This is a genomic window from Bacillus sp. A01H (assembly GCF_045277205.1).
GTDB classification, from domain to species: Bacteria; Bacillota; Bacilli; order Bacillales; family Bacillaceae_G; genus Bacillus_A; species Bacillus_A paranthracis.
Window position 1 is genome coordinate 3,868,013 of sequence record NZ_CP117702.1, and the last position, 16,820, is coordinate 3,884,832.

The following is a 16,820-nucleotide window of genomic DNA, read 5'->3' on the forward strand; positions in this document are numbered from 1 at the left end:
TGTTCACCACCCTTAAAATTCCGCTCTTCTTTTTTGTTCACGATCTTGAAGCTTTGTAGTATAGGTGTAACTTCCGTTCGCAAGCTCTTTTCCATCTAAAACATTAGTCATGTTTACGGTTAAATTCAGTTCTTGTTCTCCAACTGGTCTATTTGGGAATATTGTTTTTGCGATAGATGGATTGCTATTAGATAATTGCGGTTGCGCATATCCGTTGAAGTCGCTAAATGTATTACGTGGGATACTATATTGATTCGTTTGAAATCCAAAATCAAAAACAGACGGCATGTTCCCCATTTGTTTCTTAACGGTTCCAACTACATTTTTGGCTGCATCGACAACAAACCGTTTCCCTTTATCCATACCAACTCCAACACCTTCTGGAACCGCGCTACCAACTGGAATCATCACTTTAGATGGACTGTTAATCTCTAGTGCTCCAGAAATAGTCTTTTTAATATCACTTGCAATTCCAGCAGCCTTGCTAAATAGACCTCCTGAAGCGTCATCTATTCCTTTTCCAAGACCTTCTATGATTGATTTACCAATGGAACGTAAATTTATAGAACTGAAAAATTTTTCAACTGTATTCCATTTTTCTTCGATACCGCTTTTCATTTCGTTCATCTTATCTTTTACCGCTTGGACTTTTTCGCCAAATTTTCTCGAAACTGTATTTTTTATTTCCTCAACCTTGTTGCTTGCAGAGTTTTTCATATCTTCATATTTATTGGTAACATCCGACCACATTTCTTTCATTTTTCGAATAACATCATCTTTCATAACTTGATATTTCGATTTTACTTGGCCAGTTTCCCAATCTACCTGATTTGCATGTTCACCAGCTTGCGCTTTTGCTTCACTCACAATTTCTTTATGCTTATCTCGAGCTGTAGAAACTGTACTATCATACTGACGTTTTGCCTCTGCAATAATTGCGTTCGCTTCATCAGCAGTGATTGTTTTATTTTCATCACGTTGGCGAATTGCCTCTGCAATTTTTTCATCACGGGTCTTTTTCGCATCTTCAATAACTTTATCTCTTGCTTTGGCGCTATTCTCTACAACTTCCGCTGCCTGTCTAGCTGAAATTTCACTAGCCTGCACACGCATATTTTCAAGAATAACCTTTTGCTCCATTTGATTTTTAGACATATGTTCGACAGCAACTCTGTCCATTTCATCCTGTAATGCTTGTAACGAGATCCGCTCGGATGCTGTTAATTCTCTATTTTCCCTAGCGGCTGTTTGTAGAATTTCTTTAATTTTATTTTCTTTTTCTTGTGTTTTTAGCTTTTCTTGTTCATAGTGCTGATTTAACTGTTCGATTCGTTTGTTCTCTTCTTCAGCGGTTAATACATACGAATCCGTAAAGAACTTTTTAAGCCCTTCAATTTCTTTTTGCTGCCTTGCGTTGGTTTTTTCAATGATTGTATTAGCTAATTTGTCATATTGACCAATCAACTTTTGCGACTGTTCCTCTGTTATTACTTCATGGTTCAATCTAATTTCAGTTAACTTTTGTCTAATACCATCGGACAGCTTGAAATACTCGCCTAGAACCTTCTTTGTTGAGGAGCTTACTTTTCCTTCTGTATTTGTAGCAAAGCGATCTACTGAAGCGATACTGTCTTCTGTTGCTTTTTGATATGCTTTATATGCAACAACTCCAGTCCCGATAAGAGCGGCTGCTACTAGACCAATTGGTCCTGTTAAAACCGCAAGCGCACTTCCTAAGAATCCAACTGCTCCAGCCGCAATTCCAGCAATCCCCCCGACTGATGCTAATGCAAGAGATAAAGAACCAATTCCTGAAGCAATCATTCCAAACGCTGCTAAAACCACACCTATTGCTGTAGCCACAGCTGTTAAAGCAAGGACAATACCACCTGTAATTGCTATTGCCTTTTGTACTGGTCCAGGTAAAGAATTGAATCCATCAACAAGTTTTTGTAAACCAGCAACAAAAACACTAACTACTGGAGCTAGTGCATCACCAATTGTTTTTTTCATTGTAGAAAATGCTGAATCTAGTAATGTAAGACGTCCCTTTAACGTATCAATTTTGGTCGCTGCAACATCAGCTGCCGTAACTTTAGACATGGAATCCCACATCTCATTAACACCTTTTGCTCCTTCTTTAAAGAGAATAGTCGCACCACGTACGGCATCCGAACCAAATAATGTTTCTAAAGCCATGCTTCGTTGCTGGTCTGTCAAATCTTTCATCGATTCATGAAGTGTCCCTGAAATATTTTCTAGACTTTGAATATGCCCTTGTTGATCGTAGAATTTTGATGATAAGAAAGCTGAACTTGTTGCTAATTCACGAAATGTTGTATCACATTTATCATTCCATTTCGTTACACCTTCTGTTTTCATTACATATTGTTCTAAAGCTACTTCTATATCCCCTACATTTCTGGAAGCTGGTTGAATACCGTTTTTAACTAAGAAATCAAAACCAGCCTGCGCATTATAAGTAATAAGTCCTAAATCTCTCATTTTGTTATATGCTTCTTTTGTTGAAGGGTTTAAACGCATTAGCATTGTTTTTAAAGATGTCCCTGCATCTGATCCCTTAAGACCATTTTGTGCGAATACCGCTAAAGTTGTAGCTGTATCCTTAAACGTCATTCCGGCTCCCGCTGCTACTGCTGATGAAGCTGAAAGTCCATATTTTAACTCTCTTACATCAGTTGCGGAAGCATTGGCTGCACCAGATAAAATATTGGCTGCATCCGCAACTGAAAGATGGTCTGCTTTAAATGCATTCAGAGCTGTGGAAGCAATTTCGGCTGCTTCACCTAACTCTAATTCCCCTGCCGTCGCTAAGTTAAGGGCGCCTGCCAATCCGCCGTTAATAATATCTTGTAAGCTAACACCAGCCTTTATTAATTCCTCAATACCTTGACCTGCTTGAACACTGGAGTATTTTGTTGTTTCTCCCATATTAACAGCCAATTCACTTAACTTTTTCATTTCTGCTCCAGTAGATCCAGAAACAGCTTTTACATTGGCCATCTGTTGCTCAAAATTCATTGATTCAGTGATTGCTGATTTTAAGCCCCGACCTATTGCGTAAGTCATACCACCAAATACCATGCCGATCTGCATTCCGGCATTTTGCAAATGATTACCCAATGTCTCCATGCGATTACCGAAGTTCAATAGGCGATTCCCTTGCTGTTCTAATTCACGATTTGACTGCTGTAATCCAGTTTCAAATCGATTCAGTTCAGCTGTTGCCCGATGAATTTGTTCAGCGTATCTTTGTGCTGATTGACTCGCTTCGCCTTCTTCTGTTTTAGCACGATTATAGGCTTGTTGAAGTTCCCTAATCTTCTCTTTTTGTTTATCTACCATACGGGATAAAATATCTATTTTAGCTCGTGTTTGTTCTGTCGCATTAGAAAAACCGCCCATACCTGTTGTAATAGACTGAAATTCAGCCTGTAAGGATTTTAAAGAGTTGTTTAACTTATCCATCCCTTTTTGTTCAGCTTGACGGTTTACTTGCTTTAATTCATTTTCAAATCTATTTAAATCAGCAACTGCCTTATTAACTTGCGAAGCATATCGCTGGGTTGCTGCATCATTTTCACCTAATTTAGCCTTATTTTGATCATAGGCTTGTCGTAATGCTTTAACTTTCTCTTTTTGCGCATCAATGAGCCTACTGAGTGTATTCATTTTCGCTTGCGTTTGTTGACTAGCGTTAGCAAAACCACCCATACCTGTACTTACAGATTTTAATTCGTTCTGTAATGTTCTGACTGCACGCCCTGAATTCGCTATACCTTGACGAAAATTCACATTATCAAGGGACAGTCTAACGACTAAGTTATTCATTTCATTCGCCATCATCTTCCCCCTCGTTAGATAATGCTTTCTGCTGGAACTTCAATTTCATTTGAATTCTGATTTTCACTATTTGACTGATCTTGTTCACGATACTTTTGGTTCAGCCGTAAATAATGCCAAATATCCATTTCGTTATCGATATGATGATGTTTATATCCCTGACGTAATAAAGAGAGGTAGAGCTCGTCCATAAACTCACTGAACGTTAGCCCTCCTCCCTCTACGCGTTTGGGTTTTCTTCTTCTCCAGATACAGGATTACCACCAGCTGCTTCCACAGTTTCATTTATAATCGCATTAATTACGTCTGAAGTTGTTGATAAAAATTTACGAGCATCAATTCCATCCCAATATTGATCTAATGTAAATTGACCATCATACACTTTAACCACGAATTGAACCATTTTATCCATATCTTCTGGACCAGGATTGTTTGGGATTTCAGCAAGCTCCGGCGCTTGACGGATTAAACGAGCTGGAATGAAGGCTGGTAAGTTAAAAGTTTTTTCTTCTTTGTTGATTCGTAAAGTTAATTTCATAATGTACTCCTCCTTAATTAATAAAAAAGAGAGAGCTTTTGCTCCCTCCTACTTTCCTGCTGGTAGTTGTGCCACTGGTTTCTCGTATACCATTTTAAACCAATTGTCTCCAATAGCTTTTGTAAACGTAGGTTCATCTTCATCGGCTGTAAACTTAGTTCTATCATCAAAATCACGTTCAATAAACGAACCTTTCAGTTTGGTTGTTTGGAAGTTTGGCTTATCTTTTTTAGTTTCAGCTTCTTCCTCTTCTTGTGAAAGTTTCCCTTTTAATAACCAAACATATCGATATTTTCCATTAGCCTTTAAAAAGCGCCATCCAATTGCTAAATATGGCTTTTCACCCTCACGTTTTTCGTCTAATACACCATCTGTAACTTCTGGAAATCCTTCAATGTCTGCCTTTGTTGATAATGACAGGCCTCGAACTTCAATTTCAACCTCAACCTCACCATCAGACTCAGCAATTTCCGATTTTTTATTGTCGCTCCACATAATCTCGGTAGCTACTTTTTTAGATGTTTTAACCTTTACTGCACCTTCCATTTTTTTAACCGTACTGTAATCAACACCTGTTGCATCATCTTTCAATGACTTTGCATAAACAAGACTATCTACACCGACAGTCGAACTAATTTTAATAACTTCTCCAGCCATCTATAACTCCACTCCTTTCGCGAATCGCATCGCGTAATGAAAAATTTTTGTATCCTCTTCATATAAATCAGCAACCTTATAACGTGAGAAACCAATACTTTTCATAACCTCATTCACTTTTTGGTGGATTGCTGTTGTACTACCTTTTGACCAAATATCGATTTGGAATGTGATTTCACTTTCGCTTTCATCATTATCTGCAAATCCATCTGGCCTATTGTCTAATTCAAAAAACGTAATACGTGGAAACTCTTCAGCATTTTTGGCTTTACGATAATACACACGTTTTCCACCTAATAAAGAAACAAGCTCCTGATTATTTTCAAGAGCTTGTACAATTTCAGGGCTTAAATTTATCATAAATTCAGCCCCATTTCATTCTTCAAGATATCTGTCATAGCACGTACCGCATCCACTTTAGAAGCGTTAAAACCTGGTTCTATAAATGGATGTGCTGGCATTTTAGAAGTACCCCACTCTAAAAACTTTCCATAGAAATATGGAGAACGGTCTGCTTTGTCTATTCCAATCTTGATCGTTTTTACACCATTTTCCATTCGCGCCTTCGTAACTCGTATATTATCAAGCAAATGTTGGCCTGTACGCCAAGGTTCACTTTTGGATGGTTTCTTAGAGCTTGAACTCCTTGGTTCACTTCTTTCCGCAATGGCTTTTCGAATTTGCTCACCACCAGCTGCAAGGGCTTTATCTTCAATCTTTTCCCCACGTAGACCCATTTGTTCTAATTCGGAAATCAAACGATCAAACCCTAATAAATCCACACCATCAGCCATTCATTCCACCACGCTTCCACATGATTGATAATGTATGTTTTTCAGTTGGAATAGCTGAAATAATGTCATAAATTACGTTCTTGTACTTAATCTTCATATCAGCGTTCACATCAGCACGATATCGGATTTCTGTTTCGCCTTGGATTTCGCTATTAGCTGCCGCTGCTTCAAAGTATTTTCGTCCCTTTAAGAAAGTAAAAGAGCCCCATACAGTAAAAGAATCCTTATAACCTTCTATCGGATCACCGTCTGGGCCCCTTGCATCATCGTCTTTTATTTGGAATGTAAGACGTTTATCTAATTTACCTGGATTCATATGGAATCACCTACACAATATTGCAATTGGACTAATATTGACTGCAAACTAAATGCTAGTTGTTCAGCTTTTCCAACCGCTTCTCGATTTTCATGCCAATGAGCAATTAAAATACGAGCTGCTAATTTAGCAAGCTCGCTTTTTAAATTTACATTTTTACTTGTGGCATTCTTAATATACATTTCAGCTGCTATTACGAAAGATGTAATGAGATCGTCCTCCTCATCACCATCCACACGAAGATACTTTTTCGCTTCCTCTAATGTTAGTACCAAGAAGGACACCTCCTACTTTATTAAGCTCCTGTTTTAGGTGCAACCGTAATTTGTCCATACACAACTGCTTCTGTATCCCATGATGTAACGTCCTCACGCTCAATCGCTCGGAACTCAGAAGTATTTGTTCTCCAAGCATTTCCGCCTTCTTTGGTCATATCAATAGATAACTGTTTTCTATCCCAAAGAATAATAGCTTCTTTTAAATTACCAACAATGAAAGGCGCTTTCCCATCTTTATCTGTAGCGATTGTTTTATTTGATAAAGTAATTACCGGTTTTCCTGACAATAAACTACGTGTTGGATTTGTTGGGTCTGGTTGAAGAAGCGGACGACCATTTTTATCTTCTAATTGATCCAAGTAATTGAATCCATCTTGGTTAGTGAAAATATTAGCTCCGGCTGCAAAAGCTGGGTCCAATGTAACATTTAATGCTGTTTTAATGCCTTTGTAATCCACAAAATCTACCTTTGTCAATTTGTTAAGTTCTTGTAAAATTAGGTAGTTACGAGTAGCAATAGATTTTTTAGCGATCCATTGACGTAAATATTCTTCTAAAGCTTGATCTGTATCATCTAATAAATCATTTGGCACCGGTAAGAAGCCTGCGTAATCTTCAATAGCATAAGATAAACGATCAAATTCAGGAGAAGCAATTTCTTGCATTGCATTTGGTTTACCATACTCAGATAATGGCGCAAAAGGTGTAGATGCTGCACGTTTTTCTAGTGTACGAGCCCCCTTTTTTGTTGATACAGGTTGTACATTTACATATTGTTCTAAGCTATCAACCGTTTGTTTTAATTGATTAATAGTTGTCGTAATATCTTCTGGAACAATATAGCCGCCATCTTTACCTGAATTCTCAGATAAGGCCGCTTTGTATTCCTGCATAACGCTTGCTTCTTCATGACTTAAATTTTGACCACGGATAGCTTTCATAAATACTTCTTTGTACGATGGGTCTTCATTTTTAACTGATGATGGAGGTAAAACTCCTGCTTGTGAATTTACAGGGTCAGAAACTTGAATTTGCATCATTGCTAAATAATTATCTAATTCATTTTTTGCGCTTTTTGCTTCCTCGATTTTTGCCTTTGCCTCTTCATATTTACCGCTATTATTAAACTCTTCTGCTTTCGCTTTTAAGTCAGCAACTTTTTGACGTAATTCTTGTTCACGTTTATCCATTCGGTATTTCCTCCTTATATTGGCACAAAAAATAGACCTATAGTTCTAACAGGTCTAGTGCATTTTGGATTTTTAATTGTTCATTATTGTCCTTCTTTGGAATAGAAGGAGCTTTTGCTACAATCTTATTTGGTGTTTTTTGATATTTATCAAAGTAATCACTGCTGCATGCTGCAACATCTTTCGCTTCCACAACTTCAATATTGAAATATTTTTCAGCTTCTTCACCACTTAGCCAAGTCTCAGCATCTACTAATTGTTGAATTTCTTCAATTTCAACGCCCTCTTTTAAGTTCTCTTTGTATACATTCATGATTCCTGATTCGATGTTATCAAGGTCCTCTGCTGCTTTTCGGAAATCAATTGCATTTCCAGCTGCATATGTCCAAGGCTTATGAATCATTAAGAATGCATTAGAAGGAACAACAACACGATCACCAGCTAGGGCGATTACAGAAGCAATAGAAGCTGCAACACCATCCACATAAACAGTTTTTTGTGCTTTATTGCGCTTTAACATGTTATAAATGGCTAAACCAGCAAATACAGAACCACCACCACTATTTACATAGATATTAAGGTTACTTTTATCATCCAATTGCCCTAAGATATTTTTCACATCATCAGGCATAATGTCAGAATCATCCCATTTCCAACCTGTATTATTTATGATGTCACCATAAATAAATAAGTCTGCTGATGATTCCGTTTGATTTTTAATAGTAAATACGTCTTTAATCGTCCTCACTTCCCTTCTGTAGTGCCCCTCCATTTGCTTTCGCTAATTGATATTCATCCGCAATTTCAATAGATACATGATTTAAATCAACACGATGTTTATCACCGTATTCCCCAATCCCATCCATATCTTCCAGTTCTAGCACTTTATTGATTGAGAAAGCACCAGCATCTAACATAATTTTGTAGAATTCTGCTCTTGATTTAGAATCAGCACGTAATAAACTTGTTAGATTAAACTTTAAGTAATATCGTTTTTGCTCATTAAATGAAAATGCTTTATAAGAAAACTCTTCCTCATATTGAATAAGAATTGGACTCAATGTATTTTGAATAAAATCCAGCGCTTGTTGCTCAATATTAGAGAAAGTAGCACGATCTAACTCATTAATCATGTGCAAAGGAATATTAAAGATGTTCGCAATCTCACCTTTATCAAATTTCATACCTTCAATAAATTGAGCATCTTTCAAAGGCATTCCAACCTTTTCAAATTCTAAACCAGCATCTAAAATGGCAATCCTTTGAGCATTATTTAATCCTGTATTTGCCTCTTCCCATGCATCACGAAGTACATCTTTCGCCTCTTTGCCAAGTGCTTGTTGCGTTTTTAATATCCCACTATGCGCTGCACCGTTTGTAAAGAACTTACCTTTAAATTTTTGTGCCGCCTGTGAGCTACCTATTGATTCTCTTGCAATTTGGATAGGTGGTTTCCCCTTTAAACCATCTGTAGACAATGTAGTAAGATGAATAATGTCATCATCAGGTATTTTTATAGGTGTACCGTCTGGCAAACTAGTAAAATACCATAGTTTATTGGTTTTTAGATCCACAGAGGGCGTTGTAACAGCCGGATTTAATACCCATAATTCTTTTGGTCTACCATCCATACCCCAATGGATATTGATATAGGCGTTACCCCATGTATTGCGATGTGTTTCAATTAAATGCTTAAATTTAAATGGACTTTGATATGGGTTAGGGCGTCTTTCTAATACAAAAGAAACTTGATGCGCCTTATCCCGTTCCCTTCCCTTCGCTGTCTTTTTAAATGTTTGAAAAGGAAGCATAGCTACACTATTCGCAAGGATGTTAATGCATCGGTAAACTGTTGGAACACTTAAAGATGATTCAACAGTTACCTTCTCACCGCTCGCGGCTTGATAGCCAAATAAACTTTTAAACCAGGGAGATGGATTTTTTAAATCCGTTGTATCCTGATTTCTAAATAAATGCCGAAAAATCAAAAGTTTCACCTCCTTCGTATATTAATATTTAAGCCCTATTACAGGCTTAGATTTTCTTCTTAATAAGAGCCCTATAAATAAAAATACTTGGACGTCCCAAGATATTTCTAGATAATGATTTTAGGATCATTTGGGACAATTCTTTCACCTCCTGTGGATTTACCACATTTGAAGAGTGTTTCTCAGTGAACGTGCGGGACTCCCTACTCGCAGGCTGAGCAGCCTGACCCTCGAACCTAGATGATAGTAGCTCTAGGGCGGCTTTCGATTCAGGACTAGCTCTCATACACGAGGTTGTTGGTCGGCGTACACACTAGAGATATCTCGAGACGTCCAAGAAATGATTCTAATATAGAAGGGAGGTCTCTTACATGAGATTATTTGTTGGTTTAGATGTAAGTTCGTTTGATATGAAAGTTTGCTTTTTAAATGGTGATGGAGAAAAACTGGATTCTTTTTCGGTCAGTAATGACCTACCGGGAGCTACTACACTCAAAGAAAAATTATTACAGTGTGTTGCAGGTAAAGAGGTCGACATCCTTAAGATTGGTCTAGAATCCACCTCTGTTTACAGCTTTCATCCTTCTATGTTTCTTCACCATGATATAGATTTACAGCGTTTTGGAGCAAAAGTATTTCTCCTAAACCCAAAGCAAGTCGCAAATTTTAAGAAAAGTTATTCTGACATGAATAAAACCGATGAGATTGATGCCTTTGTCATTGCTGATTACTTACGATTTGGCCGTAATCAAATGTCTATCGTAAAAGAAAGCCAGTACGTGGCACTGCAGCAATTAACTCGATCACGATACCAACTTGTCAAAATGTTAACGAAAGAAAAACAACACTTTCTTCAACACCTAAGTTTTAAATGTAATACATTTTCACAAGAGGTGGATACTTCCGTATTCGGTAGCGCCATGACAGAACTATTTCTTGAAAAATTCAGCTTAGAGGAACTCGCTAATATGCCTTTAGAAGAACTCGCTGAGTTCCTACAGAAAAAAAGTCGAAACCGTTTTGGTGATCCAAAATGCGTAGCAGCATCCATTCACAAAGCTGTGAAAGTTTCTTATCGCTTGGATAAGGTTGTAGAAGATTCAATAGATGTCATCTTAGGTACATCCATCGCAGTCATTCGTACGTTTCAACAGCAAATCAAGGAATTAGAAAAGTCTATTAAAAAAATCATGGCTGGTTTGACCCAAACACTTGAATCTATTCCTGGAGTAGGCCCTGTTTTCGCTGCCGGTATCATTGCTGAAATTGGCCAAATCGAAAGATTTGACGATGAAACAAAAATAGCCAAATACGCTGGATTATACTGGCGAAAGCACCAATCCGGTCGTTTTACAGCCGAAGATACTTCATTATCCCGTACAGGTAATCATTACTTGCGTTATTACTTAGTTGAAGCCGCCAATTCAGTAAGAAAGCATGTATCAGATTATCAAGAGTATTACGTGAAAAAATATAATGAAGTACCAAAACATCAACACAAACGTGCACTCGTTCTAACCGCAAGAAAATTTGTGCGATTGGTGGATGCGCTACTACGTAGCCACCAACTTTTTACGCCTGGAAGGTGTGTGAAAGAATGACATAAAATTTTGTCATCGCTACCTTTCATTATTTTCCAGTAAATTACATTCGTTACTGGTTTAGTTTTGTGATGCCTTTTTTAAACAAATTGACCTTTGACAACTTTAAACTTTGTTATTTCTAAGTTGACATACTACCGCAGGTCTTCTATCTTCTAATCATTATCACCCCCAAATTTGTGAGGATAATACCCAACAGATACCATCCGTAAATTGGATTAATAAAAAAAGTCGTCCCTATAATAATGGACAACCCTGAAATAAATAAAATATCATCTAAAATATTGATAAAAAACATTAAAAACCGCATGTAATTCCTCCTAGAATGAGAAATCTTGACTTAAAATATATGAGTTTAAATCCATCTCACCTGAATTGAGCATGCATCGAACATGCGAGTTAATAACAGCCGCTATCGGATCAATTCTCTCCGTCGCTTTTGATTTGTCCAACATGATGTTTTCATTGGCATCTTGCTTAGTAACAGCATTTCCAATTGCCCAATTCAGAACCGGATTGTTATTATGAATAATTTTCTTTTGGTACACTTGCTCACGAAAGTCTTTTGTTGGTCCTGATAAAGTAGCCATACCTTGTCTAATTTCTACAACAACATATCCTTCAGCTTCCATGTCTTGCATAAATTGAGTTGCATTCCAAGGATCCGCACATATTTCTTTTATTTTAAACTCATTATCAGCTTCCATCTTCTTTATATATTCTTTAACAAAATTATAGTCTACTACTGAACCAGGTGTTACAGTAATCCAACCTTGCTTCGCCCAAATGTCATATGGTACTTTATCTGTTTTCATTTTCTCGACTAAAGTATCCTCTGGTATAAAACTATGACTAATTACAATATATTTTTCATCTTTCTTGAATTCGAAATCCACACTAGTTAAATCGATTTTTGCTGATAAATCGGCTCCTACTGTGCATTCCATACCTTTCAATTCAGATAACTCGATTACTTCATCACACTTATTCCATCTGGACATATCCATATAACCATTTTCTTTCCGATTAACCCATATATTCATACGTTTTGTTAAAAAAGAGCGCATTTTTTCAGGGTTATCAAGAGCAACTTTTAAATCACTTCGAAGCTTTTTCATTCCAGCTTCATAAGTTGCTACAATCGGATTGGCTTTTATCCAATTAGTTTCATCCTTAATATCATCATCTTTATCAAGTTCACAAATAACAACAAAATACTCATCATTCTCCACTCCTAAATCGTTTGGATCTAATATCCTTGAACAGTATTTATACTCCTTGTAACAAGGTCCATTGATGTTAAATCCGGCTGTGGTGATAATAAACATCAATGTATTCTCACGTGCACCCATTCCTGAATCAATTACATCGTAAATCTCACTAGTATCATGAGCATGATATTCATCAACGATACCGAGAGATGGGTTTGTGCCATCACCAGTCTTTTTTGCTTCTTTAGAAAGTGGTGTTATTGTTGAACCACTCTTTATATGCGTGATTTTCCCATAAGAGTCCTTATATTTTTTGGATAACATATCACATGCACCAAGTTGTTTTAAAATATCATTGTAAACAAGGCTTGATTGTTGTCTATCCCAACCAGCTATATAGCACTCTTCTTGTTGATCAGATAAGAACGTTATATAAGAAGCGATAAGGGCCAAAAATTGTGATTTTGCATTTTTCCTTGCAAGTTCAATAAATACACGTAGGAAACGTCTATTATTTGTATCTTTAATAAGAAAACAAAATATATTAGCTGCTACGAATAACTGAAAATCGGTTAATTCAATATATTGCCCTGCTAATACACCTTTAAAATGTTTAAATTGCTTGCACCACTCATAAAAATCATACAACTGTTCAATATCAAAATAGAATGGACATTCATCATCTTGTGTACGTTCTAAATCTCTTAAAAAACGCTCACAAGCCCATTTGTGTTTTTTGCAAGCCAATATGTTACCATCCGAAATGTCATAAACATATTGCATTAGTCTTTCTTCTAATCTCATACCCTATCACCAAACCGCTTTTCTGCATTGGTTTTGGGTTTATCATCACCCTTAGGTTTTGCCAAAGATGCTCTAGAACTTGGTGTTAATCCAAATTCAATTGCCAACGACTTCATTTGTTCATGCAATTGTTTCTTTTTAGTTAATAAGGGATGTGGAACTTTATTTGTTTCAGCTGCTTTATTTGTATACTCTACCATTAACCCTTCTTCACTGATAATCTTTGTGCATTCAACGTAATCAGAGTAGGCATCACAATAAGCCGCCAAAGCATTAATATCTACATTCGTAATAAGATCTAATTCTATTAATTCTTTAGAGATACGATTGAATTCTTTTTTAGCTACTGAATTTAACCAAGTTGGAGCTTTTATTCTATTCGTTTTTGGTTGAATACTTTGTTCAGCCTTCACTCGTTGTTCTATTTCTTGTTTAGTTAATCGATTTTTATTCCCTTCAAGTATTTGCAAATGGATTGGCTTCGCTTTTCGTCCCATGTGAACCACCTCCTTTGGTTGAACCCCCTTTTATGACATAAAACGAATTTTTTGTACGGAAAGCTAGGCGGCGGTCTCCAAGGAACTGCCTTTTACTTTTTTTACACCGGGGGTGTTTTTTGTCCGTTTTCAAGACAAATTTATCCGTGTTTTTATATAGATTCAATGTTATCCTTATATTTGTAACTTGTAAGTTACATGCAGTTTCCCTAAACAAGTATCCTGGAGGCCCTAGACTCATTCTAGGGCCTCTTCCCGTTTATCTAGCGTGATATACTGGTAGGCTTGCTTCCCTTCCTTTTTAGTTATCTTCTGTATTTCTTCTCGTCTTCTTTTGTTTTCTTGTTATGACAAGCATGACAAAGTGTTTGTAAATTAGATGGTTCTAATCGTTTTAACCAATCCACTCGAATAGGTATGATGTGATCGACTACATCACCTATCTTAATGATGCCATTACTTCTACATTGAACACATAGACCATGATCTCTACGATAAATAAACTCACGCATAACTCTCCATGGCTTTGAGTTATAGAATGAACGTGAGCTTTTGTTTCGAATATGCTTGTCATAATATCTTACTGTTTCTTTTTCCTTTTCGATATGTTTAGCGCAATACTTATCCCGTGTCAGTTCATTGCAACCTAACGACTTACACGGCTTGAATGGTTTACTTGGCACCTTCCATCCTCTTCCTCAACCGTTTCATTTCACCTTCGATGTCTAGGTTCCTCTTGTTAATACGCTCATGACACTTTGCAATGTCAGCTTGATGTTTACGAATCTTATCGTTCACATATGCAGCAACATGCTCATGGCCACAATGAGGACAGGTAAAGTAACACTTCTCAATACGGTTAGGAAGCTGTGCTACTTTCGGTTGCATATTGTAATCTTTACTACAGTTGAAACAGTAGACTTGCATCTGTCTCACTCCTTTAGAAAGAATATTCCGATTATATATTTACAAATAAATACAAATTGCTATAATAAAATTAACATTGCCATCAGGAAAAGTGATTCGCCCCCATGCGAGTTGCTTTTCCTTTTTTATGGCTATTGCTTTAAGAATTCATCCATTGTCTTATCAAGCAAACTGATCATCGCTTCTCTCTTTTCCTTTGGTGTAGTGTTATCTTCCAACTCGTTAAAGATAGGAATTGCACTTTCTAATTTCTGTTTATCGATATGTTCATTTACAAGGTCTTGTCCTAACATTGAAATGAATGTACCAATAGCAACCGCTTGTTCTTGTTTATTTAATTTCATTCTCTCTCCGCCTTCTTTCTAATTAACGCTCTAGATAATCTCCTCGTTTCTTCTACATCTACAGATTTGCATTTTGGACAAGCTACATAAATGCCATCATCACCCGGAATACAAATATTAGTCCACTCGTGCTCGCATTGATTATCCATCCTTCCTCCCTCCAAAATAAAGCACCCGAATGGATGCTTTTTGTTTTACTACCAATCTCCTCTACATGAACTTCCTGAATCATACGCTGAATGTGACGAACAGGAAGTTGAATAACCACCACTGCCATTGAACTTACGCTTCTATTATTTGGTTCTGTACTTTTTCACTGATATATAACCATCAACTTTCTTCTAATAACTCCTGAATCATTTTATTCATTCCACTTCTTCCAGCCGCCATTATCTGTTTGAGTGTACAATCGTCCAATATTTCTTCCAGTTCTAGCTCTAAATGTTCTAATGAAAATTCATCTGTACAGAAATCAAGTTCTTCCTTACCTAGCGCCGTTATAAATGCACCAATAATTACCGCATTTTCAAGCTTTGTTAGTTTCATCTTCTCCCCCCTTTTCTTTCCGCATTAAAAACAGACAATTTGCTACACAAAAACTCAACCTTGTGAAACACTTCTTTTTTCGTTTGTTCGTTCCATCCTTTAGTGGATAGACAAATTAGAATTCTAATAAAAAAATCAAACAATAGAGATATACGTTACCAAATACAGAATGTAATACCATATCCGATATTCCCTGACTTTTTGTATAACTGTACAAAGGAGACGTTTATATACGTCTCTTTTTTTTCAGCTATTTATTGGTATATAAAACCAATAAATAGCCGATATTAAGAATGGAAGAAGAACAGACGATATTATTTTCGTATGAACCCCCTTTGGTTCATGTACTACCTACCGATTAGATAGCCAAATACGTTTGTTCTTCTCCTTAGTCATTTTATTTCTCCCTGAAGGATGGAGAACATACTGTATAATTCCTCGTAAAAAATACGCCACTTGTTTCTTTTGTTATTCCATCACTCTCCATCCTTTGATTGTTTCCATCCCCACTTTGCTAATTCTCCTAACAATTTCAGTTTTCCCTTCAATATCCATACATCCATCCTTCCCTTTAATCGAGTAAAAAAAGGGTAATTGTATTGTTTATATTTTTCGTTATCCCTTTTTAATAGCTCTTTCATTGTTGAACTGAGTAAATAATCTTTTGAATATGGAACGAAACATTTTCCATACCACTTATAATATGTAAGGTGCGTTACATCGATCCCAACTTGCTCATATGCTTTAAGATGCTCGTTATAAACTACATCATCCACAACATGAAGACCGAGCGCATCGACCTTTTTTTGTAAATCTATATCAACGTTACTCATCCCTCTCCCCCTTATCTTTTCCCTATCAAAAAACACCCAAATGGGTGTTTACTAATTTATATTCACCACTTTGGTATTAAAAACCAAAAATCAGTAAATAGTAAGAGTGGATGAAAAAAATATGATTTGCACATGCTCCTTCCATTAACTATATCTCACTGTTTAAACAATGTGACAAATATATTTCATCCTAGACATATTATTTCTTCATGAAGGGTGAAGAATGCATACTCTCAAGTCATCAAAATTACCTACCACACATTGTACCGTATTCGCATTCTCCATTCCTTCATCCATAATATGTGTTTTCTCGATTCATTGCATACATACCGTTTTACATCTCCTAATAATAAATCATGCGTTAGCGTATTAACATTTTTTCACTCTCTCTTTGTTAAAGAACATTTTTCAAAGCCATGTCCTTTATGCTAC

20 protein-coding genes are annotated in these 16,820 nt (G+C 36.6%); 1 reads left to right on the forward strand and 19 read right to left on the reverse strand.

The genetic code is table 11. The features are described 5' to 3' along the window. Window positions 1-12 precede the first annotated feature (12 nt). The 11 genes from PSR14_RS20270 to PSR14_RS20320 are packed head-to-tail and all read right to left on the reverse strand — an operon-like array spanning window position 13 to window position 9,625. Window positions 13-3,864 carry a phage tail tape measure protein gene (locus PSR14_RS20270; RefSeq protein ID WP_262726880.1) on the reverse strand — a complete coding sequence of 1,284 codons (3,852 nt, stop codon included), beginning with the start codon at window positions 3,862-3,864 and terminating at the stop codon, window positions 13-15. A gap of 14 nt (window positions 3,865-3,878) precedes the next feature. After that, on the reverse strand, window positions 3,879-4,055 hold the full coding sequence (locus tag PSR14_RS20275) for a hypothetical protein (RefSeq protein WP_000344052.1): 177 nt from the start codon (window positions 4,053-4,055) through the stop codon (window positions 3,879-3,881). A 29-nt stretch (window positions 4,056-4,084) separates the two neighbouring features. Continuing rightward, window positions 4,085-4,402, reverse strand: coding sequence for a phage tail assembly chaperone G (gene gpG / locus PSR14_RS20280; protein WP_000779158.1), 318 nt, complete (start codon window positions 4,400-4,402; stop codon window positions 4,085-4,087). A 48-nt stretch (window positions 4,403-4,450) separates the two neighbouring features. Further along, window positions 4,451-5,059: a major tail protein gene (locus tag PSR14_RS20285; protein ID WP_098486955.1), complete on the reverse strand. Its 609-nt coding sequence runs from the start codon at window positions 5,057-5,059 to the stop codon at window positions 4,451-4,453. Continuing rightward, window positions 5,060-5,419 carry a DUF3168 domain-containing protein gene (locus PSR14_RS20290; protein WP_098486954.1) on the reverse strand — a complete coding sequence of 120 codons (360 nt, stop codon included), beginning with the start codon at window positions 5,417-5,419 and terminating at the stop codon, window positions 5,060-5,062. After that, window positions 5,416-5,853, reverse strand: coding sequence for an HK97-gp10 family putative phage morphogenesis protein (locus PSR14_RS20295; RefSeq protein WP_098486953.1), 438 nt, complete (start codon window positions 5,851-5,853; stop codon window positions 5,416-5,418). Before PSR14_RS20295 ends, PSR14_RS20290 begins: the two co-directional genes overlap by 4 nt. Then, window positions 5,846-6,169, reverse strand: coding sequence for a phage head closure protein (locus tag PSR14_RS20300; RefSeq protein ID WP_001068017.1), 324 nt, complete (start codon window positions 6,167-6,169; stop codon window positions 5,846-5,848). Before PSR14_RS20300 ends, PSR14_RS20295 begins: the two co-directional genes overlap by 8 nt. Then, complete coding sequence (locus tag PSR14_RS20305) at window positions 6,166-6,444, reverse strand: head-tail connector protein (RefSeq protein WP_000244595.1); 279 nt, start codon at window positions 6,442-6,444, stop codon at window positions 6,166-6,168. The genes PSR14_RS20300 and PSR14_RS20305 overlap by 4 nt, the downstream gene beginning before the upstream one ends. A gap of 20 nt (window positions 6,445-6,464) precedes the next feature. Beyond that, the gene (locus PSR14_RS20310; RefSeq protein WP_098486952.1) at window positions 6,465-7,637 is read right to left on the reverse strand and encodes a phage major capsid protein; all 1,173 of its coding nucleotides are present in this window, start codon (window positions 7,635-7,637) and stop codon (window positions 6,465-6,467) included. 37 nt (window positions 7,638-7,674) lie between these two features. Further along, complete coding sequence (locus PSR14_RS20315; protein WP_001259166.1) at window positions 7,675-8,385, reverse strand: head maturation protease, ClpP-related; 711 nt, start codon at window positions 8,383-8,385, stop codon at window positions 7,675-7,677. Next, window positions 8,372-9,625, reverse strand: coding sequence for a phage portal protein (locus tag PSR14_RS20320; RefSeq protein ID WP_098486951.1), 1,254 nt, complete (start codon window positions 9,623-9,625; stop codon window positions 8,372-8,374). The genes PSR14_RS20315 and PSR14_RS20320 overlap by 14 nt, the downstream gene beginning before the upstream one ends. A 371-nt stretch (window positions 9,626-9,996) precedes the next feature. On the opposite strand from PSR14_RS20320, the gene PSR14_RS20325 reads away from it, so the two are divergent. Further along, on the forward strand, window positions 9,997-11,226 hold the full coding sequence (locus tag PSR14_RS20325) for an IS110 family transposase (RefSeq protein ID WP_098487274.1): 1,230 nt from the start codon (window positions 9,997-9,999) through the stop codon (window positions 11,224-11,226). 320 nt (window positions 11,227-11,546) lie between these two features. Here PSR14_RS20325 and PSR14_RS20330 read toward each other — a convergent pair whose 3' ends face one another. From PSR14_RS20330 to PSR14_RS20365, 8 genes are all read right to left on the reverse strand, one after another. After that, the gene (locus PSR14_RS20330) at window positions 11,547-13,241 is read right to left on the reverse strand and encodes a terminase large subunit (protein ID WP_098486950.1); all 1,695 of its coding nucleotides are present in this window, start codon (window positions 13,239-13,241) and stop codon (window positions 11,547-11,549) included. Continuing rightward, complete coding sequence (locus tag PSR14_RS20335; protein WP_169509249.1) at window positions 13,238-13,747, reverse strand: phage terminase small subunit P27 family; 510 nt, start codon at window positions 13,745-13,747, stop codon at window positions 13,238-13,240. The genes PSR14_RS20330 and PSR14_RS20335 overlap by 4 nt, the downstream gene beginning before the upstream one ends. Window positions 13,748-14,043: 296 nt before the next feature. Continuing rightward, window positions 14,044-14,421 (reverse strand): HNH endonuclease, encoded by a 378-nt coding sequence (locus PSR14_RS20340; RefSeq protein ID WP_098486948.1) that lies wholly within the window; start codon window positions 14,419-14,421, stop codon window positions 14,044-14,046. After that, a complete protein-coding gene (locus PSR14_RS20345; RefSeq protein WP_098486947.1) occupies window positions 14,411-14,665 on the reverse strand; it encodes a hypothetical protein in 255 nt (84 codons plus the stop codon). The genes PSR14_RS20340 and PSR14_RS20345 overlap by 11 nt, the downstream gene beginning before the upstream one ends. 131 nt (window positions 14,666-14,796) lie before the next feature. Continuing rightward, window positions 14,797-15,009, reverse strand: a complete 213-nt coding sequence (locus PSR14_RS20350; protein WP_098486946.1) for a hypothetical protein — start codon at window positions 15,007-15,009, stop codon at window positions 14,797-14,799. Continuing rightward, window positions 15,006-15,158, reverse strand: coding sequence for a hypothetical protein (locus PSR14_RS20355; RefSeq protein WP_169509247.1), 153 nt, complete (start codon window positions 15,156-15,158; stop codon window positions 15,006-15,008). Before PSR14_RS20355 ends, PSR14_RS20350 begins: the two co-directional genes overlap by 4 nt. A 181-nt stretch (window positions 15,159-15,339) precedes the next feature. After that, window positions 15,340-15,555, reverse strand: a complete 216-nt coding sequence (locus PSR14_RS20360) for a hypothetical protein (RefSeq protein ID WP_098486945.1) — start codon at window positions 15,553-15,555, stop codon at window positions 15,340-15,342. Between the two features lie 476 nt (window positions 15,556-16,031). Continuing rightward, the gene (locus PSR14_RS20365; protein ID WP_098486944.1) at window positions 16,032-16,388 is read right to left on the reverse strand and encodes a hypothetical protein; all 357 of its coding nucleotides are present in this window, start codon (window positions 16,386-16,388) and stop codon (window positions 16,032-16,034) included. Window positions 16,389-16,820: the final 432 nt, after the last annotated feature.

Bases quoted from the DNA above. Each gene is read 5' to 3' on its own strand.
- PSR14_RS20365 (WP_098486944.1), bottom strand. From the start codon at position 16,388: ATGAGTAACGTTGATATAGATTTACAAAAAAAGGTCGATGCGCTCGGT.
- PSR14_RS20330 (WP_098486950.1), bottom strand. From the start codon at position 13,241: ATGAGATTAGAAGAAAGACTAATGCAATATGTTTATGACATTTCGGAT.
- PSR14_RS20300 (WP_001068017.1), bottom strand. From the start codon at position 6,169: ATGAATCCAGGTAAATTAGATAAACGTCTTACATTCCAAATAAAAGAC.
- PSR14_RS20345 (WP_098486947.1), bottom strand. From the start codon at position 14,665: ATGCAAGTCTACTGTTTCAACTGTAGTAAAGATTACAATATGCAACCG.
- gpG (WP_000779158.1), bottom strand. From the start codon at position 4,402: ATGAAATTAACTTTACGAATCAACAAAGAAGAAAAAACTTTTAACTTA.
- PSR14_RS20285 (WP_098486955.1), bottom strand. From the start codon at position 5,059: ATGGCTGGAGAAGTTATTAAAATTAGTTCGACTGTCGGTGTAGATAGT.
- PSR14_RS20290 (WP_098486954.1), bottom strand. From the start codon at position 5,419: ATGATAAATTTAAGCCCTGAAATTGTACAAGCTCTTGAAAATAATCAG.
- PSR14_RS20275 (WP_000344052.1), bottom strand. From the start codon at position 4,055: ATGGACGAGCTCTACCTCTCTTTATTACGTCAGGGATATAAACATCAT.
- PSR14_RS20295 (WP_098486953.1), bottom strand. From the start codon at position 5,853: ATGGCTGATGGTGTGGATTTATTAGGGTTTGATCGTTTGATTTCCGAA.
- PSR14_RS20360 (WP_098486945.1), bottom strand. From the start codon at position 15,555: ATGAAACTAACAAAGCTTGAAAATGCGGTAATTATTGGTGCATTTATA.
- PSR14_RS20355 (WP_169509247.1), bottom strand. From the start codon at position 15,158: ATGGATAATCAATGCGAGCACGAGTGGACTAATATTTGTATTCCGGGT.
- PSR14_RS20325 (WP_098487274.1), top strand. From the start codon at position 9,997: ATGAGATTATTTGTTGGTTTAGATGTAAGTTCGTTTGATATGAAAGTT.
- PSR14_RS20310 (WP_098486952.1), bottom strand. From the start codon at position 7,637: ATGGATAAACGTGAACAAGAATTACGTCAAAAAGTTGCTGACTTAAAA.
- PSR14_RS20350 (WP_098486946.1), bottom strand. From the start codon at position 15,009: ATGAAATTAAATAAACAAGAACAAGCGGTTGCTATTGGTACATTCATT.
- PSR14_RS20270 (WP_262726880.1), bottom strand. From the start codon at position 3,864: ATGGCGAATGAAATGAATAACTTAGTCGTTAGACTGTCCCTTGATAAT.